The organism is Streptomyces sp. 35G-GA-8 (assembly GCF_023534745.1).
GTDB lineage: Bacteria > Actinomycetota > Actinomycetes > Streptomycetales > Streptomycetaceae > Streptomyces.
This window is the reverse complement of record NZ_JAMHJQ010000002.1, coordinates 216,101-234,191: the sequence shown is the minus strand read 5'-3', so window position 1 is coordinate 234,191 and position 18,091 is coordinate 216,101. Positions and strand designations below refer to the sequence as shown.

Annotated in this window: 17 protein-coding genes; 3 read left to right on the top strand and 14 right to left on the bottom strand. The window is 71.3% G+C overall.

Annotated elements, in window-relative coordinates; genetic code table 11:
* Positions 1-11 precede the first annotated feature (11 nt).
* From M1203_RS04170 to M1203_RS04145, 6 genes are all read right to left on the bottom strand, one after another.
* Positions 12-1,280: a CHAT domain-containing protein gene (locus M1203_RS04170; RefSeq protein WP_249948112.1), complete on the bottom strand. Its 1,269-nt coding sequence runs from the start codon at positions 1,278-1,280 to the stop codon at positions 12-14.
* A complete protein-coding gene (locus tag M1203_RS04165) occupies positions 1,274-3,082 on the bottom strand; it encodes a lipopolysaccharide assembly protein LapB (RefSeq protein WP_249948111.1) in 1,809 nt (602 codons plus the stop codon). The genes M1203_RS04170 and M1203_RS04165 overlap by 7 nt, the downstream gene beginning before the upstream one ends.
* Positions 3,082-4,260: a hypothetical protein gene (locus M1203_RS04160; protein WP_249948110.1), complete on the bottom strand. Its 1,179-nt coding sequence runs from the start codon at positions 4,258-4,260 to the stop codon at positions 3,082-3,084. Before M1203_RS04160 ends, M1203_RS04165 begins: the two co-directional genes overlap by 1 nt.
* Positions 4,260-5,738 (bottom strand): hypothetical protein, encoded by a 1,479-nt coding sequence (locus M1203_RS04155; protein ID WP_249948109.1) that lies wholly within the window; start codon positions 5,736-5,738, stop codon positions 4,260-4,262. Before M1203_RS04155 ends, M1203_RS04160 begins: the two co-directional genes overlap by 1 nt.
* A 131-nt stretch (positions 5,739-5,869) precedes the next feature.
* A complete protein-coding gene (locus M1203_RS04150) occupies positions 5,870-6,493 on the bottom strand; it encodes a TetR/AcrR family transcriptional regulator (RefSeq protein WP_249948108.1) in 624 nt (207 codons plus the stop codon).
* 60 nt (positions 6,494-6,553) lie between these two features.
* On the bottom strand, positions 6,554-7,291 hold the full coding sequence (locus tag M1203_RS04145) for a hemolysin III family protein (RefSeq protein ID WP_249948107.1): 738 nt from the start codon (positions 7,289-7,291) through the stop codon (positions 6,554-6,556).
* A gap of 251 nt (positions 7,292-7,542) precedes the next feature.
* Between M1203_RS04145 and M1203_RS04140 the strand changes: the two genes are divergently transcribed.
* Positions 7,543-9,378 carry a phosphoenolpyruvate carboxykinase (GTP) gene (locus M1203_RS04140; RefSeq protein WP_249948106.1) on the top strand — a complete coding sequence of 612 codons (1,836 nt, stop codon included), beginning with the start codon at positions 7,543-7,545 and terminating at the stop codon, positions 9,376-9,378.
* 123 nt (positions 9,379-9,501) lie between these two features.
* Here M1203_RS04140 and M1203_RS04135 read toward each other — a convergent pair whose 3' ends face one another.
* The 8 genes from M1203_RS04135 to M1203_RS04100 all read right to left on the bottom strand — a co-directional run bounded on the left by M1203_RS04135 (position 9,502) and on the right by M1203_RS04100 (position 16,801).
* The gene (locus tag M1203_RS04135; RefSeq protein ID WP_249948105.1) at positions 9,502-10,107 is read right to left on the bottom strand and encodes a hypothetical protein; all 606 of its coding nucleotides are present in this window, start codon (positions 10,105-10,107) and stop codon (positions 9,502-9,504) included.
* A complete protein-coding gene (locus tag M1203_RS04130) occupies positions 10,094-11,752 on the bottom strand; it encodes an extracellular solute-binding protein (RefSeq protein ID WP_374401801.1) in 1,659 nt (552 codons plus the stop codon). The genes M1203_RS04135 and M1203_RS04130 overlap by 14 nt, the downstream gene beginning before the upstream one ends.
* A complete protein-coding gene (locus M1203_RS04125; protein WP_249948104.1) occupies positions 11,749-12,939 on the bottom strand; it encodes a toxic anion resistance protein in 1,191 nt (396 codons plus the stop codon). The genes M1203_RS04130 and M1203_RS04125 overlap by 4 nt, the downstream gene beginning before the upstream one ends.
* Before the next feature lie 37 nt (positions 12,940-12,976).
* Entirely contained in the window at positions 12,977-14,095 is a 1,119-nt protein-coding gene (locus M1203_RS04120) for a substrate-binding domain-containing protein (protein ID WP_249948508.1), read from the bottom strand.
* 192 nt (positions 14,096-14,287) lie between these two features.
* Positions 14,288-14,713 (bottom strand): hypothetical protein, encoded by a 426-nt coding sequence (locus M1203_RS04115; protein ID WP_249948103.1) that lies wholly within the window; start codon positions 14,711-14,713, stop codon positions 14,288-14,290.
* Positions 14,714-14,794: 81 nt separating this feature from the next.
* The gene (locus M1203_RS04110; RefSeq protein WP_249948507.1) at positions 14,795-16,006 is read right to left on the bottom strand and encodes a pyridoxal phosphate-dependent aminotransferase; all 1,212 of its coding nucleotides are present in this window, start codon (positions 16,004-16,006) and stop codon (positions 14,795-14,797) included.
* 151 nt (positions 16,007-16,157) lie between these two features.
* Positions 16,158-16,562 (bottom strand): PIN domain-containing protein, encoded by a 405-nt coding sequence (locus tag M1203_RS04105; protein WP_249948102.1) that lies wholly within the window; start codon positions 16,560-16,562, stop codon positions 16,158-16,160.
* Complete coding sequence (locus M1203_RS04100) at positions 16,550-16,801, bottom strand: type II toxin-antitoxin system Phd/YefM family antitoxin (protein WP_249948101.1); 252 nt, start codon at positions 16,799-16,801, stop codon at positions 16,550-16,552. Before M1203_RS04100 ends, M1203_RS04105 begins: the two co-directional genes overlap by 13 nt.
* A 222-nt stretch (positions 16,802-17,023) precedes the next feature.
* On the opposite strand from M1203_RS04100, the gene M1203_RS04095 reads away from it, so the two are divergent.
* Together M1203_RS04095 and M1203_RS04090 are read left to right on the top strand one after the other, a co-directional pair.
* A complete protein-coding gene (locus M1203_RS04095; RefSeq protein ID WP_249948100.1) occupies positions 17,024-17,371 on the top strand; it encodes a DoxX family protein in 348 nt (115 codons plus the stop codon).
* A gap of 341 nt (positions 17,372-17,712) precedes the next feature.
* Complete coding sequence (locus tag M1203_RS04090) at positions 17,713-18,090, top strand: DNA-binding protein (protein ID WP_249948099.1); 378 nt, start codon at positions 17,713-17,715, stop codon at positions 18,088-18,090.
* The last annotated feature ends 1 nt before the right edge of the window (position 18,091 follow it).

The following is an 18,091-nucleotide window of genomic DNA, read 5'->3' as shown; positions in this document are numbered from 1 at the left end:
AGCGTCGGCCGTCAGACCGTACTGATCGTGGCGAACGCGCCCCACAGGACGGGGGAGTGCTCGACCGTACGCAGCTCCCGCCAGGCGGCCAGCCGCTCCCGTTGCCAGTCACCATGGGCGAGGACCGCGTCCTCCCGCTCGTGCGCGGCGTCGATCGCGCAGACCGCGTCCTGGAGCGGTCGCGCCGACGCGTCGGCGTCCGCGAGGCGGTGGAAGGCCAGATCGGTGGGGAGCGTCCAGCGCCCTGCGGTGACGGTCTCGGCGCCGCCGTGGATCATCGCGGTGGCCAGGCCGAGCGCCTCGGCGAAGCGCAGATCGCCCCCGCTCTCGCAGGCGATGAGCGCGACCCGGCTGGGGATCGGCCAGCGGGTCCCGCCCGCCTCGGGGTCGTCGGCGAGGCCCATGGTCCCCAGCAGCAAGTCCTTCGCGGACAGCGGGCGATGGGCCCGTAGGGGATCGGCGAAGCCGGCCGTCCCCGCCGTACAGGCCAGATGCAGCTGTGCGCTCTCGCTCTGCCCCGAGGCCGGTGGCGCGGCGGTCACATGGCCGACGTACAGCAGCCGTGAGGCGCCCGCGCGCAAGGCGGCGCCCAGCCGGTCCCGGTCCAGGTCGGTACGGCGGAACGCCTCGACCGGATCGTCCACGGCGGGCCACCAGCGGCCCTCGGCCGCGTACCGGCCCACCATCCGCGCGACCGGCGCGTCCTCCCGTATCCGCCCCAGCACCGAGCCCAGGGCGGAGTCCGCGCGGAACCCCGGCACCCGCGGATCGAGGACGCCCACGACGGGCAGTCGCCGGGTGGCCGCCCAGGGTCTGGCCGGGCGGGCGGGGGCGTGCACGATGCTCACCGGCGCCAGCAGGCTGATGTCCGCGATCTCCACCAGCCGCACCCCGGGGTCGGGCGCCAGCAGCTCCCACGGGACCTGCGCCACGCGTGGCGAGGGCTGGATGCGCAGATGCGGCCGTACCCCGCGCTGGTACAGCTCGTAGAGCTGCTTGGCCAGCCCGTACGGCAGGAGGGTGCGCGACAGCGTCTCGGCGAGGGCGAGCTCGCTCTCGTACGAGGCGAGAGCGCCGGTCGTCAGCGCGGGCTCCAGCGCGTCGCCGGGCAGGGCGTCGGCCAACGCGGCCAGTGCGGAGGCGAGTTGGGCGGCCGGTACCCGCCCGACGCCCGTCGCGGACAGCTCATGGGTCCACCGCCAGGAGATATAGAGATCCCCGGCGTCCGCCATCCGTATGAGGGCCGTCGGGCGGTCCGGTAGGGGGCGTGTGCTCACCATGTCGGTACCACCCGGCGTTCCCGGATCCGGCCGCCGTAGCGGGTCTCGGCGTGCCGGATATACGGATCGAGCGCCACCGGTCCCGCCGGGTTCAGCGCCAGCCGGGGCGGCGGTGAGACCCGCAGGCCGGCGCTCGCCGCGACCCCGGCGAGGGCGGTGCCGAGCCGGAAGGTGTCCATGGGGCCGGGCTGTTCGCCGGGCGCCGACGGCTCGGGGAAGGCCGAGGGGCCCAGGAACCGCGGGGGCGCGAGGGATCGGTCGCTCGCGCCCCTGTCGGCCGCGCCCGCGCCCGTATCCGCGTCCGGTGAGCTTTCCGAGCCGTCCGAACCTTCCGAGCCGTGGGAGTCGTGTGAGCCGTGGGAGCCGTCCATCAGCGGGGTCCCGGCGCACTGCGACTCGATCAGCTCGCTCACCAAGTCGGCGGCGCCGGCCCTGGCGGCGAGCCGGAACGCCAGTCGCATGGCGGGCGCCGCGAACTCGCGATGCCATCGCTCCCGCTGCCCGCCGCTCGCCAGAGTGAACCGCACCGCGTCGATGGCGAGCGCCGCCGGCACGGCCAGTCCCACGGCACGGCCGGGCAGCGCGGGGTCGGTGGAAGCGCCCTGCCCGTTGACCCAGCGGTCCTCCAGGAGCGTGGCGTGGAAGAAGTCGGCCTGGGCGCAGCGCAGTCCGAGCCCCCTCGCGGCGAACACGGCCAGAGCGGCCTGGATATGCGCCTCACTCTCCTCGTAGCGGCCCTCGGCGTGCAGGCCGGCCGCCAGCCGTACGCGTACCTCGGCGGCGGAGACCACCGCCCCGGACTCCTCGAACCGCGCCACGCTCTGTTCGTACAGCTCGTCCGCCTTGACCGGGTCCCCGCGCAGCACGGCGAGCAGCCCGAGCAGATCGAGGCCGAGGGCGCTCTGGGCGCCCATGCCGGTCCGCTCGAAGTACTCCTGGCAGGCGGTGAGCAGTTCCGCCGCCTCGTCGAGGCGGCCGGAGCGCAGATACGTCTGGGCCAGACTCTGCCGTGCCTCGGTGACTCCGGCCGGTGTGTCCGACGCCAGGAACGCGGCGACCGCCTGGTGCGCGAAGTCCTCGGCGAGGTCGGGCCGTCCGGTGGCCTCGTGGATCGTGGCCAGATTCAGCAACGGCCGCCCGGAGAGGCCGGGGTGATGCCGCGTGACCACCTCCAGGGACTCGATCGCCAGCTCGTGCGCCCTGGCCCACTGCTCGCGCTGGATGGTGAGGGCGGTGAGCGAGACCAGACAGCCGACGAGGAGTTCGGCGGTGTCCGCGTCCAGCCGGAAGGCCGTCGCGCCGTCGTCGGTTCCGTCGTGGTCGGTTCTGTTGTCGTCGGTTCCCTCGTCCCGGGGCACGAGCAGCGCGCGGGCCCGCTCCAGCGAGGTACTGGCCGCGTCGAAGTCCCCGGTGTTCTGGAGGGCCTGGGCGAGATTGACCAGTACGCCGGCCCGGAGCACCACCACGACCTCGGTGCCCTCCGGGGCGCCCGTGACGGCTTCCGCCAGCCGGTCGCAGAGGCCGAGCGCCTCGCGGTACGAGGCGATCGCCGCCGGGTGATCGCCCAGCCGGTCGGCCGCGCTCGCCCGGTTGACCAGGGCGCTCGTATGGACGTAGAGGGCCTGGTCGAACGGCGCCGCCGCCTCGACGGCCTGATCGAACAGGGCGTGGGCGGTGCGGAACTCGCCCTGGAGGAAGGCGTCGTTGCCCGCGTCGACGAGGGCGGCGATCCGGGCGAGTCGCGCGTCGTCGGGGTCGCCGGGGCCGTCGGGACCGCCGGGGGCTGGGCCGGTGGTCGTCATCAGAAGTCCGTCTCGGCGGTCGCCGCCGCGATCTCGGTACGGAGCAGCGGACCGGGGCCGTCGTGCCCGTTCCCGTCCCCATGCCCGTTCCCGTGCCCGTTCCTGGCCCTGGCGAGCCGCGATCGCACGAGCGCTCTCACCCGGGCCCGGGTCTCGGCCGTCGCCTCGTCGTCGTGGGCGCGGGTCCGGGACGTACCGAACCCCGGGAGGTAGATGTCGACGGCCGGACCCGCGCCGCCAGGGGCCGGGCCTCCGGTCCCGGCGGTGTCGAACGGGGCGTTCCCCAGCCAGGTGTCGTCCACCCGCCGCAGCGCGAGATCGAGGGGATCGGCCGCGCCACTGACGGTCGCGCGCGGCGTCAACCCGTGGGGAACGGCGACCGGTCCGGGCGCGGCCACGACGGAGACGGAGACCGTGGTGCGCGCGGCGGCCCGTACGACCTCCCAGGAGACGGCCCGTTCGGAGGCGTCGACCAGCCCCGGCGGGTAGCGGCGCCAGTCGGAACCGCCCGTGCCGCGAGCCAGCGTGAGTCCGTCCGCCGAACCGGCCGTCCCGGCCCCGGGACCGGCGGCGAGCGCGTAGTCGGTCGCGCGCGGTGCTTCCTCGGCGGCGGGTGAGCCGTCGGCGGGGAACTCGGCGTCCGGGCCGCCCGGCGGGCGCGCGTCGGCGGTCTCCTCACCGGCGAAGAGCAGATCGCACTCCTCGGTCAGCTCGCCGATCTCCCGGTCGAGCTGTCGCTCGTCCAGCGGCGGGATGCCGTCGATCACCGAGGCGGGCCACCACCGTGACGCCCAGTGCGCGAAGGCCAGTTGGCGGGCGCTCGTCACGAGCGCGGGCAGGGCGGGCAGCACCGGCACCTCGGCCGAAACCTCGACCCGCTCAGCCGCCGCTTCCGCGGCCGTGTCGGCGGCCAGGGCCAGCGCGACCTGTTCGCCGTACATCGCCCAGACCCATTCCTGGGCCCGATCGGCATCGTCGAGTACCGCTACGGGCGGGGCATCCAGCGCGAGCACGCTCCAGGTCAGCAGCCCGCCCGCCACCTCCAGCACGGCCACGTCCACCCCCGGCGCGTGATCCAGCACGCTCGGCGCGGCGCCACCGGCACCGGCACCGGGCGGCGGTGCGATGAAGCGCGCCAGTCCGCCCTCGGTCTGTCCGATCCGTACGACGGCGGTCATCAGGAACTCCCCCCGGGGGCGGCGGGCCGGGCGCTCAGGGCGTGTCTGACCCGGTCGCGGTGGTCCAGGATCACCGAACGGGCCACCCCGTCGAGCACGTTCCACAGCTCCTCGACGCCGGTCATCGGGGCGTCCCGTACATCGCGTCCGTGCAGCCGTACCCAGAGCCGTCGCAGATACGCCCGCCACGGGGCGCGCAGATCCCGCGCGATCCGCGCCAGCGGCTCGGCGACGGTGGCGGCATCGGAGACCTCGGCGGGGTCGCTGTCCGCGTCGAGGTCCACGGCGAGCCGGCGGGCCTGGAGGACGTACGCCTCCCGGCGCCAGCGGCTGTTGATCGCGCGATGCGCGCCGGTCTCGCCGCCCGCTCCGGGTTCCCCGCCCAACGGACGCAGTCCCAGGGCGAGTTGAACCCCCACGGTGGCGGCGACCCGCAGTGACTCGTCGGTCAGTGCCCAGGGGGCGCAGCAGCGGCCGATCTCCCGGCGGACCAACTCGGGTACGGGCGCGAGCCCCGCGCGGTCGTGCGATGTCTGGAGCACGGTGAAGACCCGCTCGTGGACCGTGCGGTCGAACGGCAGCCCCAAGGCGGACGTGGAGGCCGAGCCGTCGCCGAGACCGGGTCTGACCGGCACCGGGTGTCTGGTCAGGCCCAGTTCCCCGGCCCGGGGCGCGGGCTCAGGCCGCGCGTCCCACAGGGCCAGGCCCGCCGCCGTACCCGCGTGGTCCGTGACCAGCCGGGCCAACGCCGCCCCGCCGCCCGCGCCGGACCGCTGCCCGACGGGACAGGCGTCGAGTACGGTCCGCACCACCGCCGGGGTGCCGCCGTCCCGCCCCTCGTCGGGGCGTACGCCGGGCGCGGGTTCAACGGTCCTGGCCGCCCACGACGCATGGAGCGCCGAGGTCAGCGCGCCGGTGTGCGCCGGGTCGGTCAGATACTCCCTGAGCGCCCGCGTCGTACGCCCCTGGGCCGAGCCGTGCGTCTCGCGCAGCGCCTCCTCGGCGATCCGCCCGCCGGTCGCCGGGGCGGGCGGGCCCTGGGTGGCGGCCAGTTCGAAACAGAGCTGGAAGTACAGGTCCTGAGGGTTGCCCTCGGTGATCCGCAGTCCCCGGCGCACCTGCTTGAGCAGGGTGAACCAGGCGGCCGTGGCGCGCAGCGCGTCGGCCGAAGCGTGTATCAGCGCGGCGAGCAGCGCCGCGCCCTCGGCCGTCACCAACGCGCCCGCGCACTGCGGGTGGAGGACGGGACGGATCACCAGCGGATCGAGGAGGAGCTTCACCGTACGGCTGAGCGGTCCGCCCTGGGGCCCGCTGAGCGGACCGACGCCGTCCAGCTCGCGCCACACCTCGTCCAGGACCATGGCCCGGGGGCGGGCGGCGCCCCGGGGAGCGCGCGCGTGGGGCACCTCCGCGCCCGCCTCCGCGCCCGCGCCCGCCTCCGTACCCGTCCCGCCGACCGCCCCCGCCTCTGTCCGCATGACGTCAGGCTAAGAGGGAGGGCGAGGCGGTGCCAAACCTGGGATCGGTAGGTCCCGGACGGCTCCGGCGATCTCGGCAAGGGCCTCCAGGCCAACGCCTGAACGCGCCGGAGGAGTTCAGGGCCCGGGGCTCAGAGGCGCAGACCGTCCGCGACGGTGTCCAGGGCGCGGTGGACCAGGACGAGCAGATCGTCCTGGTTGCCGCGCTCGCCCCAGTAGAGAGTGACCTCGCGCACCACGCTCAGCATCGCCGCGATGAAGATCCGCAGCTCCAGATCGTCGGGCGCGCGGCCGGTGCGTTCCGCGAGCACGTCGCCGAGCAGCTTCGCCGACACCGACATGGTCTCGGTCATCCGGGCGCGGACGGCCGGGACTTCGACCATCAGCTTCGTACGCTGTATCGCCTCGTCGTACTCGCTGGTCAGGATGGACTGGAGAGTCTGGTCGAAGAGGAAGCGGATGGATTCGAGCGGGGGTTCACCGGCCGGCCGCGAGCGCAGTACGGACGCCATGACCGGGTCGTACTCGTCGGTGAGGACGATGTCCTCCTTGGTCGGGAAGTAGCGGAAGACGGTGGACGGGGAGACCTCCGACGCCTCCGCGATCTGCTCGATGGTCGTCGCCTCGTACCCCTGGTCCGCGATCAGCCCGAAGGCGGCCCTGCGGATCGTGGTCCTGGTCTTGAGCTTCTTGCGCGCACGCAGACCGAGCTGGGGTTGCTGCGCCGTGAGGGGGGTGTGAGAGATGGCGGCCATTTTCTCATTGTCGGGCATCCCCCGCCGCCCGGACCATGCGCGGACCGGGATCCATGTGCGTCAGGAGTGCTGGTACGCCACGAGCGAGATGCCGACGAAGTGTGTGACGAACGCGGCGAGGGTGAAGGAGTGGAACACCTCGTGGAAGCCGAACCAGCGCGGTGACGGGTTGGGGCGCTTGAGCCCGTAGATCACGCCGCCCGCGCTGTAGAGCAGCCCGCCGACGATCACGAGCACGAGTACGGCGATCCCGCCGGCCCGCATGAAGTCGGGCAGGAAGAAGACGGCGGCCCAGCCCATCGCGATATAGCACGGGGTGTAGAGCCAGCGGGGCGCGCCGACCCAGAAGACCCGGAAGGCGATGCCCGCCGCGGCGGCGGCCCACACGGCCCAGAGCAGGGTGCTGCCCGTCGAGTCGGGCAGCAGCAGCATGGTCAGCGGGGTGTAGGTGCCCGCGATGATCAGGAAGATATTGGCGTGATCGAGCCGGCGCAGGACGGCCTCGCCGCGCGGGCCCCAGTCACCTCGGTGATATATCGCGCTGACGCCGAAGAGCAGGCACGCTGTGAGTACGTAGATTCCGCACGCGATCCGCGCCCGGGTCGAGTCGGTCAGGACGATCAGGGCCAGCCCCGCGATCAGCACGGCGGGGAACATGCCCGCGTGCAGCCAGCCGCGCAGCTTCGGTTTGACCGGGCTCGGCGGCTGGATCTCGACCGGCCCCTCCGCCGGACGCGGGGGGTCTGTCCGCGAGAGGTTCGAGAGGTTGTCGAGCGGATCGGGAGCGGCGTTAGTCATGACTTCATGCTACCTACGGAGCCGTAAGTTACGACCCGGTACAGAAGATCCCAGGTGCCATGTGTGTGCCGTCGAGATGACGTGGGCGTGCCGCGCGAGTGGCGATGCTCACGTGTGAGGCCCTCTGGACATATGGGCGAATGAGTCGGATGATCAAATGAGTGCGGTCGGCACCGGATGAGCGGCTACGAAGCATCCGGGTCGCAGCCCCCAAGGGGCACAACCTCAGAAACCCTCACCAAGGAGCAATCGTGGCGCGCGACATCGCGGCTCCCACCACCGTCCCCACCAACCACCAGGAGCTGATCTCCTGGGTCGACGAGATCGCAGCAATCACGCAGCCGGACAGGGTGGTCTGGTGCGACGGGTCCGAGAGCGAGTACGAGCGCCTGTGCGGGGAGCTCGTCGCCAAGGGCACCTTCACCAAACTCGACCCGGTCAAGCGGCCGAACTCCTACTACGCGGCCTCCGACCCGTCCGACGTGGCGCGCGTCGAGGACCGCACCTTCATCTGCTCCGAGAAGGAGGAGGACGCGGGCCCGACCAACCACTGGAAGGCGCCGGCGGAGATGCGCGAGATCTTCACGGGGGACGAGGGCGTCTTCCGCGGCTCGATGCGCGGCCGGACCATGTACGTCGTACCGTTCTGCATGGGCCCGCTGGGCTCACCGCTCTCCGCGATCGGCGTCGAGATCACCGACTCCGCCTATGTCGCGGCCTCCATGCGCACCATGACCCGCATGGGACAGCCGGTCCTCGACGAACTGGGCTCCGACGGCTTCTTCGTGAAGGCGGTCCACACGCTGGGCGCGCCGCTCGCCGAGGGCGAGGCGGACGTGCCGTGGCCGTGCAACTCCACCAAGTACATCTCGCACTTCCCCGAGTCCCGCGAGATCTGGTCGTACGGCTCCGGCTACGGCGGCAACGCGCTGCTGGGCAAGAAGTGCTACGCGCTGCGCATCGCGTCCGTCATGGCGCGTGACGAGGGCTGGCTCGCCGAGCACATGCTGATCCTCAAGCTCACGCCCCCGCAGGGCGAGTCGAAGTACGTCGCCGCCGCTTTCCCCTCCGCGTGCGGCAAGACCAACCTCGCGATGCTGGAACCCACCATCTCCGGCTGGACCGTGGAGACTATCGGCGACGACATCGCCTGGATGCGGTTCGGCGAGGACGGCAGGCTCTACGCGATCAACCCCGAGGCGGGCTTCTTCGGTGTCGCGCCCGGCACCGGCGAGCACACCAACGCCAACGCCATGAAGACCATGTGGGGCAACTCGGTCTTCACCAATGTGGCGCTCACCGACGACGGCGACATCTGGTGGGAGGGCATGACGGAGGAACCGCCCGCCCATCTCACCGACTGGAAGGGCAACGACTGGACACCGGAGTCCGGCACGCCCGCCGCCCACCCCAACGCCCGCTTCACCGTCCCGGCCGGGCAGTGCCCGATCATCGCGCCCGAGTGGGAGGACCCCAAGGGGGTCCCGATCTCGGCCATCCTCTTCGGCGGCCGCCGCGCCTCCGCCGTACCGCTGGTCACCGAGTCCTTCGACTGGCAGCACGGCGTCTTCCTCGGAGCCAACGTCGCCTCCGAGAAGACGGCGGCCGCCGAGGGCAAGGTCGGCGAGCTGCGCCGCGACCCGTTCGCCATGCTGCCGTTCTGCGGCTACAACATGGGGGACTACATGGGCCATTGGGTCAAGGTCGGCAGTGACGCGGCATCGGAGGGGCGCGCGTCGAAGCTGCCGAAGATCTACTACGTCAACTGGTTCCGCAAGGATGACGCGGGCAGGTTCGTCTGGCCCGGCTTCGGTGAGAACAGCCGCGTCCTGAAGTGGATTGTGGAGCGCCTGGAGGGCAAGGCCGAGGGCGTCGAGACCCCGATCGGCATCCTGCCGACGAAGGAGGCCCTGGACACCGAGGGCCTGCCGCTGTCGGACCCCGAGCTGGACTTCCTGCTCTCGGTCGACAAGGAGGTCTGGCGCGAGGAGGCGGCGCTCGTCCCGGAGCACCTCAACACCTTCGGCGACCACGCGCCCAAGGAGCTGTGGGACGAATACCACGCACTGGTCCAGCGCCTGGGCTGACGGCCGGCCGAACCGCACCCCCGGAGCCCCCGCACGGCTCCGGGGTGCGTCGGCGAACGGCCCCCGGTACCCCGGTCAGTGCCTGCCCCGGCCGGTGCTCGTTCCGGTCGGGGCAGGCCCCGGTCAGTGCTTGTTCCGGTCCTCCAAGTACCGCGTATGCGTCTCCTGCCTGCGGGCCTCCGCCTCGCGCAGCGCCGTCGCCAGCGCGTGCGCCTCGTCGTACAGCACCGTCAACTGGCGCTCCAGATGGCGTTCCGGCGGCTCGGTGCCCGGCTGGAGACGGGTCCACCAGCGGGTGCGTACGAAGGTGTCCACCGATTCCGGGATGTCCTGGCGGACCGCCCTGGACAGGGTGTGGACCGCCTCCGGATCCCGGGCCAGGGCGTCCGTGACCCAGCCGGGTTCCAGCAGGGCGCCCAGCGTCTCGGTCAGCTCGGTCAGCCGGCCGGCCGCCGCGGGAGGCAGGTCCACCTCGCCCAGATAGGTCATGAGCTGATCGAAGTCGCCGCGCAGCTCGCCCAGTTGTTCCGACGGATCGGTGAAGGGCGGCGCGTCCGGGCGCTCGGGCGGGGCGATCAGCGCGCCCGCGCCGTACAGCCCCGCGACGACCACCGGCCAGTACGCGCCCGCGAGTCCGGTGAAGGTGAGGGCGAGTCCCACCAGCCCCGCCGCGCTGCCCGCGAGGTTCTTGCGGGACTCCAGATAGCCGAGGAATCTATTGGTAGCCACGGATCTCCTCGAAGGCACCGTCGAGCGAACCGCGGGTCGCGTCGAACAGCCGCCCGCCCGTCAGTTCCGCGATATGCGTCAGCTCCGCGCGGTCCGAGTCGCCGAAGAGGATCGGGAAGACGGGCGTGGCCCGCTGGTCGGCCGGCAGCTTCGCGTAGAAGGCGTCGAAGTCGCCGGGACCGCTCCCGGTGGTGTTCTCGCCGTCCGTCATCAGCACGATCGAGGTGAAGGCGTCGGCCTTGCCCGTGCCCAGGTGCGTGTACGCCTCCCGCAGGCTGCTGTAGATGGCCGTCTCGCCCGACGCGGTCAGCGAACCGGCGTCCGTACGGATCCCGTTCAGCGCGGCGGCCGGGTCGCGCGGGTCCACCGTATGCGTATCCACCCGCTTCACCGACGAGCCGAACGGCATCAGTGTCACCTCCTCCCGGTCCCGGAAGCGCTCCCCGGTCGCGGAGTCGTCCGTGCCCGTGAGCCCGGCCAGTGCCGCCTTCAGCCGGGACAGCCGGTCGCCTCGCATCGAGCCCGAGGTGTCCAGTACGTACACGGTGCGCGAGGGCCGGCGCAGCTGGTTCTCGTACGAGTCGAGCAGCCCGTCCGCGACCGATCGCGAGCCGGGGAAGGGCAGTTCGCGCCGCTTCTCGGTGTCAAGACCCGCCGCGGGTTTCACCGACGGTACGACCGGGCGGCGGAAGGTCTCCTCGGTCAGCGCCCGCTGCGCCTCCGGGCCGCGCAGATACGAGGTGAGCGCCTGGCCGGACTCCCGCGCCTCGGGCGACGCCGAAGTCAGCAGCGTCAGCGGGTAGTCGGCGGTCACCACCCCGTCCTTCGGGCGGATCACGGTGAGTCCGGTGTGGCTGTCGCGGTTCATGGAGAGCAGCACCGACTCGTAGTTGACCAGCGCGTCCACACTGCCGTTGCGGGTGTACGCGGACGCCAGCCAGCCGGAGGAGCCGGAGGTCAGCTTCTGCCCGGTGAAGAACTCCTTGAGCTTGGGCGTCGCCCGGCGCACATCCGCGTCCGTCAGCGCGGACTGCGCGCCCGACAGCCCGGAGGCGACCGAGATCAGCGCGGAGAAACCGGAGTTGGACCGTACGGGGTCGGTCATCCCGTAGGTCAGCTTCCCGGCCAGCACCGCCTGGTGCACCTGTGACCAGGTGACCTCGTCCGGCCGCCAGCCGAGCCGGGTGACGGTGGCCGCCTTGACACCGAGGGCGACGGGGGAGGACATGAGGGGTGTCTCGTTGGTGAGGCGCTCCGCCGTGTCCGGGTGCAGTCGCAGATAGTCGTTGGACGACAGCCACACCGCGTCGTACTTCCCGTCCGCCTTGCCGGACGCGATCAGTTCGGCGGCGTCCAGCGTGCCGGTCCAGGTGGGGCGTACCTTCACCCCTGTCTTCCGTTCCGCCTCGTCCAGCACGCCCTGTGTGTCGGCGAGTTCGCTGGAGGCGAGCACCCGCAGGGTGCCCGGGCGGTAGGCGGTGTCGGAGCCGCCGCCGGTGTCCTTCGACCCGCCGTCCGACCCGCCCGTCGAGCAGGCGGTGGCGGTGAGCAGCGCCGCGATCAGCGCGGCCGTCACCTTCAGCCGCCGTCGTCTGCCCGAAGGCCGCTTTCTTGGCTCTCCCGTCTTTCCCGTCTTTCCTGTCACTGAAGGCCGCCTTCCAGGGCGGACGCGGAACGGGTCCGCTCCAGATGCGTGCTCGCGATCTCCAGCTCCGCCGTCAGCGCCTCCACGGTCGACGCCATCGACTCCGTTGCCTGGATCTTGTATGTGTCGATCGCGTCCAGCGTCCGGTAGATCTGCTGGAATGCCGACTGCAGCGTTTTCGCCCCGACCGCCGGGTCCGCCGCGATGCGCTGGATCTCACCGCTCTGGGTGGCGAGCATCTCGGCGTTGCCCCGGATCAGATCCTCGGTGGTCGAGCGCAGAACGTTCACCTGCTCGGTCACCTTGCGCTGGTTGTCCAGGGCCGAGGCCAGCATCACGGCGATCCGCAGCGCGGAGACCGTGGTGGTCGCGGCCCGGTCGACGCCCTTGATCAGCTCCTCGTTGTTGCGCCGCACGACATCCATCGCCAGATAGCCCTGCGCGCACACCGCGAGCTGGGTCAGCAGGTCCTGGTGCTTCTGCCGGACAGGGAAGAGGACATCGGCGCGCAGCGCGTCCGCCTGGGTGGGATCGGTCGCGTCGACCGCCGCGATGCGCTCCCCGATCGCGGTGTCGAGCGCGTCGGTGAGGACCGCGTACTCCTGGAGCTTGCCCATGGTCTCCCACAGGCGGGTGCGTTCGGTGTGCAGCGCGGCGTTGTCGCGCCGCAGCTCGTCCTGGCCGCCCCTGAGCGAGCTGACGATCCGGTTCAAAGTGGACTGCGAGGAGGCGTACTTGGCGGCGTGGTCACGCAGTTTGTTGCCGCCGGGCAGCTTGGAGAGGAACCGGCGGGCGCCCTTGCCCGGGGTGTCGCGCGGGTCCAGGTCCTCGACCGTACGGCGCAGTTCGACGAGCGAGGACGACACCCGGGACTGGGCGTCCTCGCCGCCGGACGCGAGGGAGCGGACCGTGCGGTCCAGCATCCGGTTGGACTGCTGCGCGGCGCCGCGGATCTCACCGGAGCCGAGGGCCGCGATCTCCCCGATGCGCGTGGTGAATTCGGGCGAGCGCGCGTCGAGACCGGCGAGCGAGCCGACATAGTCCGTGGCACGCCGGGTCATCTCGTCGCGTACGGAGGCATCGAGCGGTACCAGCCCCGCCGCCTGTTCCGTACGGACCGGGGCGACGGGCTCGGGCGGGGTGAGGATCAGCTCGTTCGGCGCGCCCGCCGTGTTCTCGGTGGTCATCTGGTCCCCCTGGGTGTGTGTCTGCGCCGGTTGGGCATCAGGACCGGCTCCGCCGCGCCATCGCCTGGAGCCACTGGGTGGTGGGCACGGGCGCCTGGTGGACGCCGGTCAGCGTCTGGTTGAGATAGGCCGTGTGGGGGGCGGTCGCCGCGGTGAACTCGGCCGCCGCTCCCTGTGGGCGGAAGCCGTGGCGCACCACCAGCTCGCGCAGCCGCTTGTCGGTGGTGAGCAGTTCGCCGAGCGCGCGGCCGTCGGCCGTGAGCGGGACGAGGGTGTGGTCGCTGTTGACCGTGGTGTCCGGGTAGAGCACGACCAGGTCCCCGACGTCCTGCTTCTGGAGCAGCAGCGAGGCCACCTGCGACTCGTACACCAGCACCAGCGGATTTCCGGCGCCGCTGATGAAGTCACGGAACGGCGCGTCGGAGCTGGTCTGCTGGGCGCCCTGGGGCGCGATCAGCTTCTTGAGCAGCGGCGCCGTACGGTCGACCGCGCGGGCGTCGGTGACGAGGCCGCCGTTGGCGACGAAGGACGCGGCGGCGAGATAGAGCGCGCCGGAGTTGGAGGTCTCGGGGTCGGTGCTGCTGATGAAGACCGTCCCGTTCAGCTCGGCGTGCGCCGAGGCGCCCTTGAGCTGCTGCCAGGTACGGTCCGCGCGGACCGCGTCGAGGAACGGGCCCATCCGGAGCGTGCCGTGCGCCTCTTCGCCCGGCTTCCCTTCGAGGGCGGCCAGCCCGTTGCGCGCCAGGACCTGGGCGACCGGGCGGTGCGCCACGACGACCAGCGGCGAGTAGAAGGGCCGCAGCGGGCCGCCCTGCACCTTGTACTTCGCGTCCAGCTCCTTGGCCGGGGCCTGGGAGGCGGGGAACGCGAAGTCATAGTCGGTGAGGGGCAGTTCCTCCATCGCCCAGGAGCCGGATGTCTCCGTCTTGACGGTGAAGCCCTTGTCCGCCAGGGCCTTCACCACATCGGGATCGGCGAAGAACTCACCCTTCTCCGAACCGATCACCCCCCGCACGGTCTTCGTTGCCGTGCCCTCGCCCGTTCCCCGGGATTCCCAGCCTGCCACGACAGCCGCTGCCACGCCGCCGATCAGCAGCACCGCCAGAACGATTCCTACGATGCGTTTCACGAGGGAAGCGTGCTCCCAGAAGCCTATGTTCTGGGGGGAGTTGGGTGTACGGAAGGTGAAGGGCCTATCCCGGTGCGGAACCGGAGGGATCCGCTCCCCGGGACGCGAGCGGAGCGGGTCCGGAGCGAGTCCTCAGCGGGTCTTGAGCGGGACCTGAGCCGGGCCGCGTCGGGTGGGGCGCCCGGTCCGCGCGCCTCCGCGGCCCGTGGACCGGGGCCGTCAGCGGGCGCCGACGAGCCGGGGCTCGTGCGACTCGTGCGGCTCGTGCGATTCGTGCGGCTCGTGCAGCGCGGCGGTGTGCGCGTCCATCCGCTCGGCGGAGAGGATCGCCGCCGCCGTGTCGGCGCGCGAGGCGGCGACGACCAGGGCGCGGCCCGCGAGGGCGAGCGCGCGGCGGTGCAGCGCGGCCGGATCGGCGCCGGTGAGCCCCGCGTGCCGGGCCGGCGGGGCCCCGCGCAGCCTGGCGATCTGTCCGGCGATGGACTCGGCCGCCGCGTCGAGACCCAGCTCGTCCGTGACGGCGAGCAGCGCGGAGAGATGCCCGGCGAGCTGGATGTTCAGCTCTTCCTCGCGGCTGCGGTGGGGAAAGTCGTCGGCGGTGCCGGCCAGCGAGTGGACCGACTTGGTACGGATCGGCTCGTACATGGGAGGGCCTCCTGGCGTGGTCAGGAGACCATCCTACCTTGGATTCAGTCTAAAGTTGAGTGGAGTCCGGCAAATGTCGGCCTACGGCTGGGAGTAACCGTCCAGGAACGTGCCGATCCTGGTCACCGCGTCGGCCAGATCCTGTACCGCGGGGAGCGTCACGATCCGGAAGTGGTCCGGCTCCGGCCAGTTGAACCCCGTACCGTGCACGACCATGATCTTCTCGGCGCGCAGCAGATCGAGCACCAGCTGCCGGTCGTCCTTGATCTTGAAGACCTTGGGGTCGAGCCGAGGGAAGAGATAGAGCGCGCCTTTGGGTTTGACGCAGGTCACGCCCGGGATCGAGGTGAGCAGGTCGTACGCGGTGTTCCGCTGCTCCAGGATCCGGCCGCCCGGCAGCACCAGGTCCTGGATCGACTGCCGGCCGTTCAGCGCCGTGGCCACCGCGTGCTGCGAGGGCATATTGGCGCACAGCCGCATATTGGCCAGGATCGTCAGGCCCTCGATGTACGAGCCGGCGTGCGCCTTGGGGCCGCAGACCGCCAGCCAGCCGGAACGGAACCCGGCCACCCGGTAGTTCTTGGACAGCCCGTTGAAGGTGAGGGTGAGCAGATCGGGCGCGATGGCGGCGGTCGGGGTGTGCGTGGCCCCGTCGTACAGGATCCGGTCGTAGATCTCGTCGGAGCAGACGATGAGGTTGTGGCGGCGGGCGATCTCGGTGAGCGCGCCGAGCATCTCCTCGCCGTAGACGGCGCCGGTCGGGTTGTTCGGGTTGATGATCACGATCGCCTTGGTCCGATCGGTGATCTTCCGCTCGATGTCGGCGAGGTCCGGCATCCAGTCGGCCTGCTCGTCGCAGCGGTAGTGCACGGCCGTCCCGCCCGCGAGGGAGACCGACGCGGTCCACAGGGGATAGTCCGGGGCGGGTACGAGCACCTCGTCGCCGTCGTCCAGCAGCGCCTGCATCGACATCTGGATCAGCTCGGAGACGCCGTTGCCGAGGTAGATGTCCTCGACGCCCAGCTCGATGCCCTTGGTCTGGTAGTGCTGCATCACCGCGCGCCGCGCGGACAGCAGCCCCTTCGCGTCGCCGTAGCCATGTGCTCCGGACAGGTTGCGGAGCATGTCCTCAAGGATCTCCGGCGGGCACTCGAAGCCGAAGGCCGCGGGGTTGCCGGTGTTGAGCTTGAGGATGCGGTGGCCCGCTGCTTCGAGCGCCATCGCCTCATCGAGGACCGGGCCCCGGATCTCGTAACAGACGTTGGCGAGCTTCGTCGACTGGATGACCTGCATGGCGGCCACCTTACGGCGGTGCGGGCGGGGCCGCTCGGTGGTTTTGGCCACGTCCGGCCCACTTCGCCCCCACCGGACCGCTTCGCCCCCGTGCGACACCGTCGCGGGGGGTGAAGCGGACGACGGCCCGCGACCTCGCCCGGCGCCCGCTTCAGCCCACCTCGCGCACGCTGACGCCGGGCAGGTCGCCGAAGCGGGCCTTCGCGTCCAGCGTGACGACGGTGCGGGCGGTTGCCGCTGCCGTGGCGGCGATGATGAGGTCATGAGCCCCGCGGGGCCTGCCCTCACGCCGTACATGGGCGAGGAGTCGGGCGTGCGTGCGCGCGACTGTCAGCGTGTATTCCTCCACAGGCACCAGTGCCAGTACGCCTTCGATGAACGCCTGGCGCCTCTCGCGGCGTTGCCCGTCGGCGAGTTCGACGCCCTGAAGGAGTTCGGCGGCGGAGATGGCGGAGATGCAGACGTCGTCGTTGGACCTGCGTAGTTCGTCGGACAGGTCGGCGTTGCCGCGCTCTGCGGCGATCAGGATGCCCGCATCCAGAATCACTCGCTCCACGGGTCCTCCGTCGTCAGCAGGTCGCGGGTACCCAGAACGTCGTCTTCGAAGGAGTCGTCCAGTGTGCCGACGAAGCGGTCGAGGAGGTCTGCGAGATCCGCGCCGTTGGCGGTCGGGGCCTGCGAGATTATCGCCAGGCGCCTACCGCCACGCGTGACGATGATGGTCTCGCCGTGCTCGGCCATGTCCAGAACGCCGGCGAAGTTCCGGGAGGCTTCGGTTGCGGTCATCACCTTCATGAGTCCAGTGTATCTGATTCTCTGATTCTGGGCGGTGTCGAGTGCTTGCCCGTGGCGAAGAGGGGGGCGGGTCTGGGCAATCTGGCTTACTTAAAGTAAGGTACTGAAGAAATTCGGCCGAGTCTCGGCCGATGGCAGCCCTGCCCATGCGGTCCCGCCCGGGTCGCTCCAGTGGATCCGGGGCCTGTCGCTGCCGCCCACGTCTTCCCTCAAGAGGTCATCGTGTTCATCGCCTATGCCGTCGTCGGCATCCTGCTCGCCGCCGCCCTGACCGGCTCCGCCGTCGGTACCTTCACCCGGCAGGAGAAGATCGTCGGCTCGATGCTCGGGCTCGGTGTGCCCGAGAGCTGGCTGCCGCGTCTTGCCACGCTGAAGTCGGCGGGCGCGGTCGGGCTGGTCGTCGGGCTCTGGGTGCCGCTGCTCGGCGTCGCCGCCGCGATCGGCGTGATTCTCTACTTCATCGGCGCCGCCGTCGCGCACCTGCGGGCCAAGGACTACGCGATCGCGCCGGTCGTCGTCCTCCTCCTGCTCGCCGTCGCGGCGCTGGTGCTGCGGCTGGCCTCGGCCTGAGGGCAATCCTGAAACCGTTTGTTAAACATGTCTCATGGCGGATGAGCGAACGGGACCAGGAATCGGTGAGGGGCCGGCGAAGGCGATCAGTGTGTCGCTCCCCGAGGGCACTGTGCGGGCACTGCGAGACAGTGCGGGTGGTCGTGGCGTGTCCGCCATAGTGGCCGCGGCTGTTGAGGAACACCTGCGTAATCAGGCGACATTGGCGTACCTGAGGGAGTACGAGCGGGAGCACGGCGCCTTCACTCCCGTGGAGAAGCAGGAAGCCGCGGACGTCTGGGCGCGGGCCGAGCGTAGGGAGGGGGAGTGGCGCGAGGCCGTCGGACGGGCGGGGCAGTCCGGTGCTCGACAGCCAAGGTCTCTCGCTCTACCTGGAGCAGGACCGGGCTGTGATGAATCTCGTGCGGTCGGCGGTTGATCGGGGGGCGGACCGGGTGGTCAGCGGTGCGACTCTCATCGAGGTCCAGCATGGGCGTATCAAGCACGCCCGCTGGAACTACGTCCTGTCTCAGGTGCGTCTGGAGCCGCTGAGCGTGGGGTGGGCCAAGGAAGCCGCTCAGTTGCTCCAGGAGACCGGGCTGCATGGGCACAAGTACGCCCTGGACGCGATGGTCGCCGTCACCGCGATGCGTCAGCCCGGTCCGGTGGTGATGCTTACCTCGGATGTGGATGACATGGCCCGGCTCTGCGGGGCGCGGGTGGCGCTCGTGGCTGTCTGAG

Bases quoted from the DNA above. Each gene is read 5' to 3' on its own strand.
- M1203_RS04170 (WP_249948112.1), bottom strand. From the start codon at position 1,280: ATGGTGAGCACACGCCCCCTACCGGACCGCCCGACGGCCCTCATACGG.
- M1203_RS04165 (WP_249948111.1), bottom strand. From the start codon at position 3,082: ATGACGACCACCGGCCCAGCCCCCGGCGGTCCCGACGGCCCCGGCGAC.
- M1203_RS04160 (WP_249948110.1), bottom strand. From the start codon at position 4,260: ATGACCGCCGTCGTACGGATCGGACAGACCGAGGGCGGACTGGCGCGC.
- M1203_RS04155 (WP_249948109.1), bottom strand. From the start codon at position 5,738: ATGCGGACAGAGGCGGGGGCGGTCGGCGGGACGGGTACGGAGGCGGGC.
- M1203_RS04150 (WP_249948108.1), bottom strand. From the start codon at position 6,493: ATGGCCGCCATCTCTCACACCCCCCTCACGGCGCAGCAACCCCAGCTC.
- M1203_RS04145 (WP_249948107.1), bottom strand. From the start codon at position 7,291: ATGACTAACGCCGCTCCCGATCCGCTCGACAACCTCTCGAACCTCTCG.
- M1203_RS04125 (WP_249948104.1), bottom strand. From the start codon at position 12,939: ATGACCACCGAGAACACGGCGGGCGCGCCGAACGAGCTGATCCTCACC.
- M1203_RS04115 (WP_249948103.1), bottom strand. From the start codon at position 14,713: ATGTACGAGCCGATCCGTACCAAGTCGGTCCACTCGCTGGCCGGCACC.
- M1203_RS04110 (WP_249948507.1), bottom strand. From the start codon at position 16,006: ATGCAGGTCATCCAGTCGACGAAGCTCGCCAACGTCTGTTACGAGATC.
- M1203_RS04100 (WP_249948101.1), bottom strand. From the start codon at position 16,801: ATGAAGGTGATGACCGCAACCGAAGCCTCCCGGAACTTCGCCGGCGTT.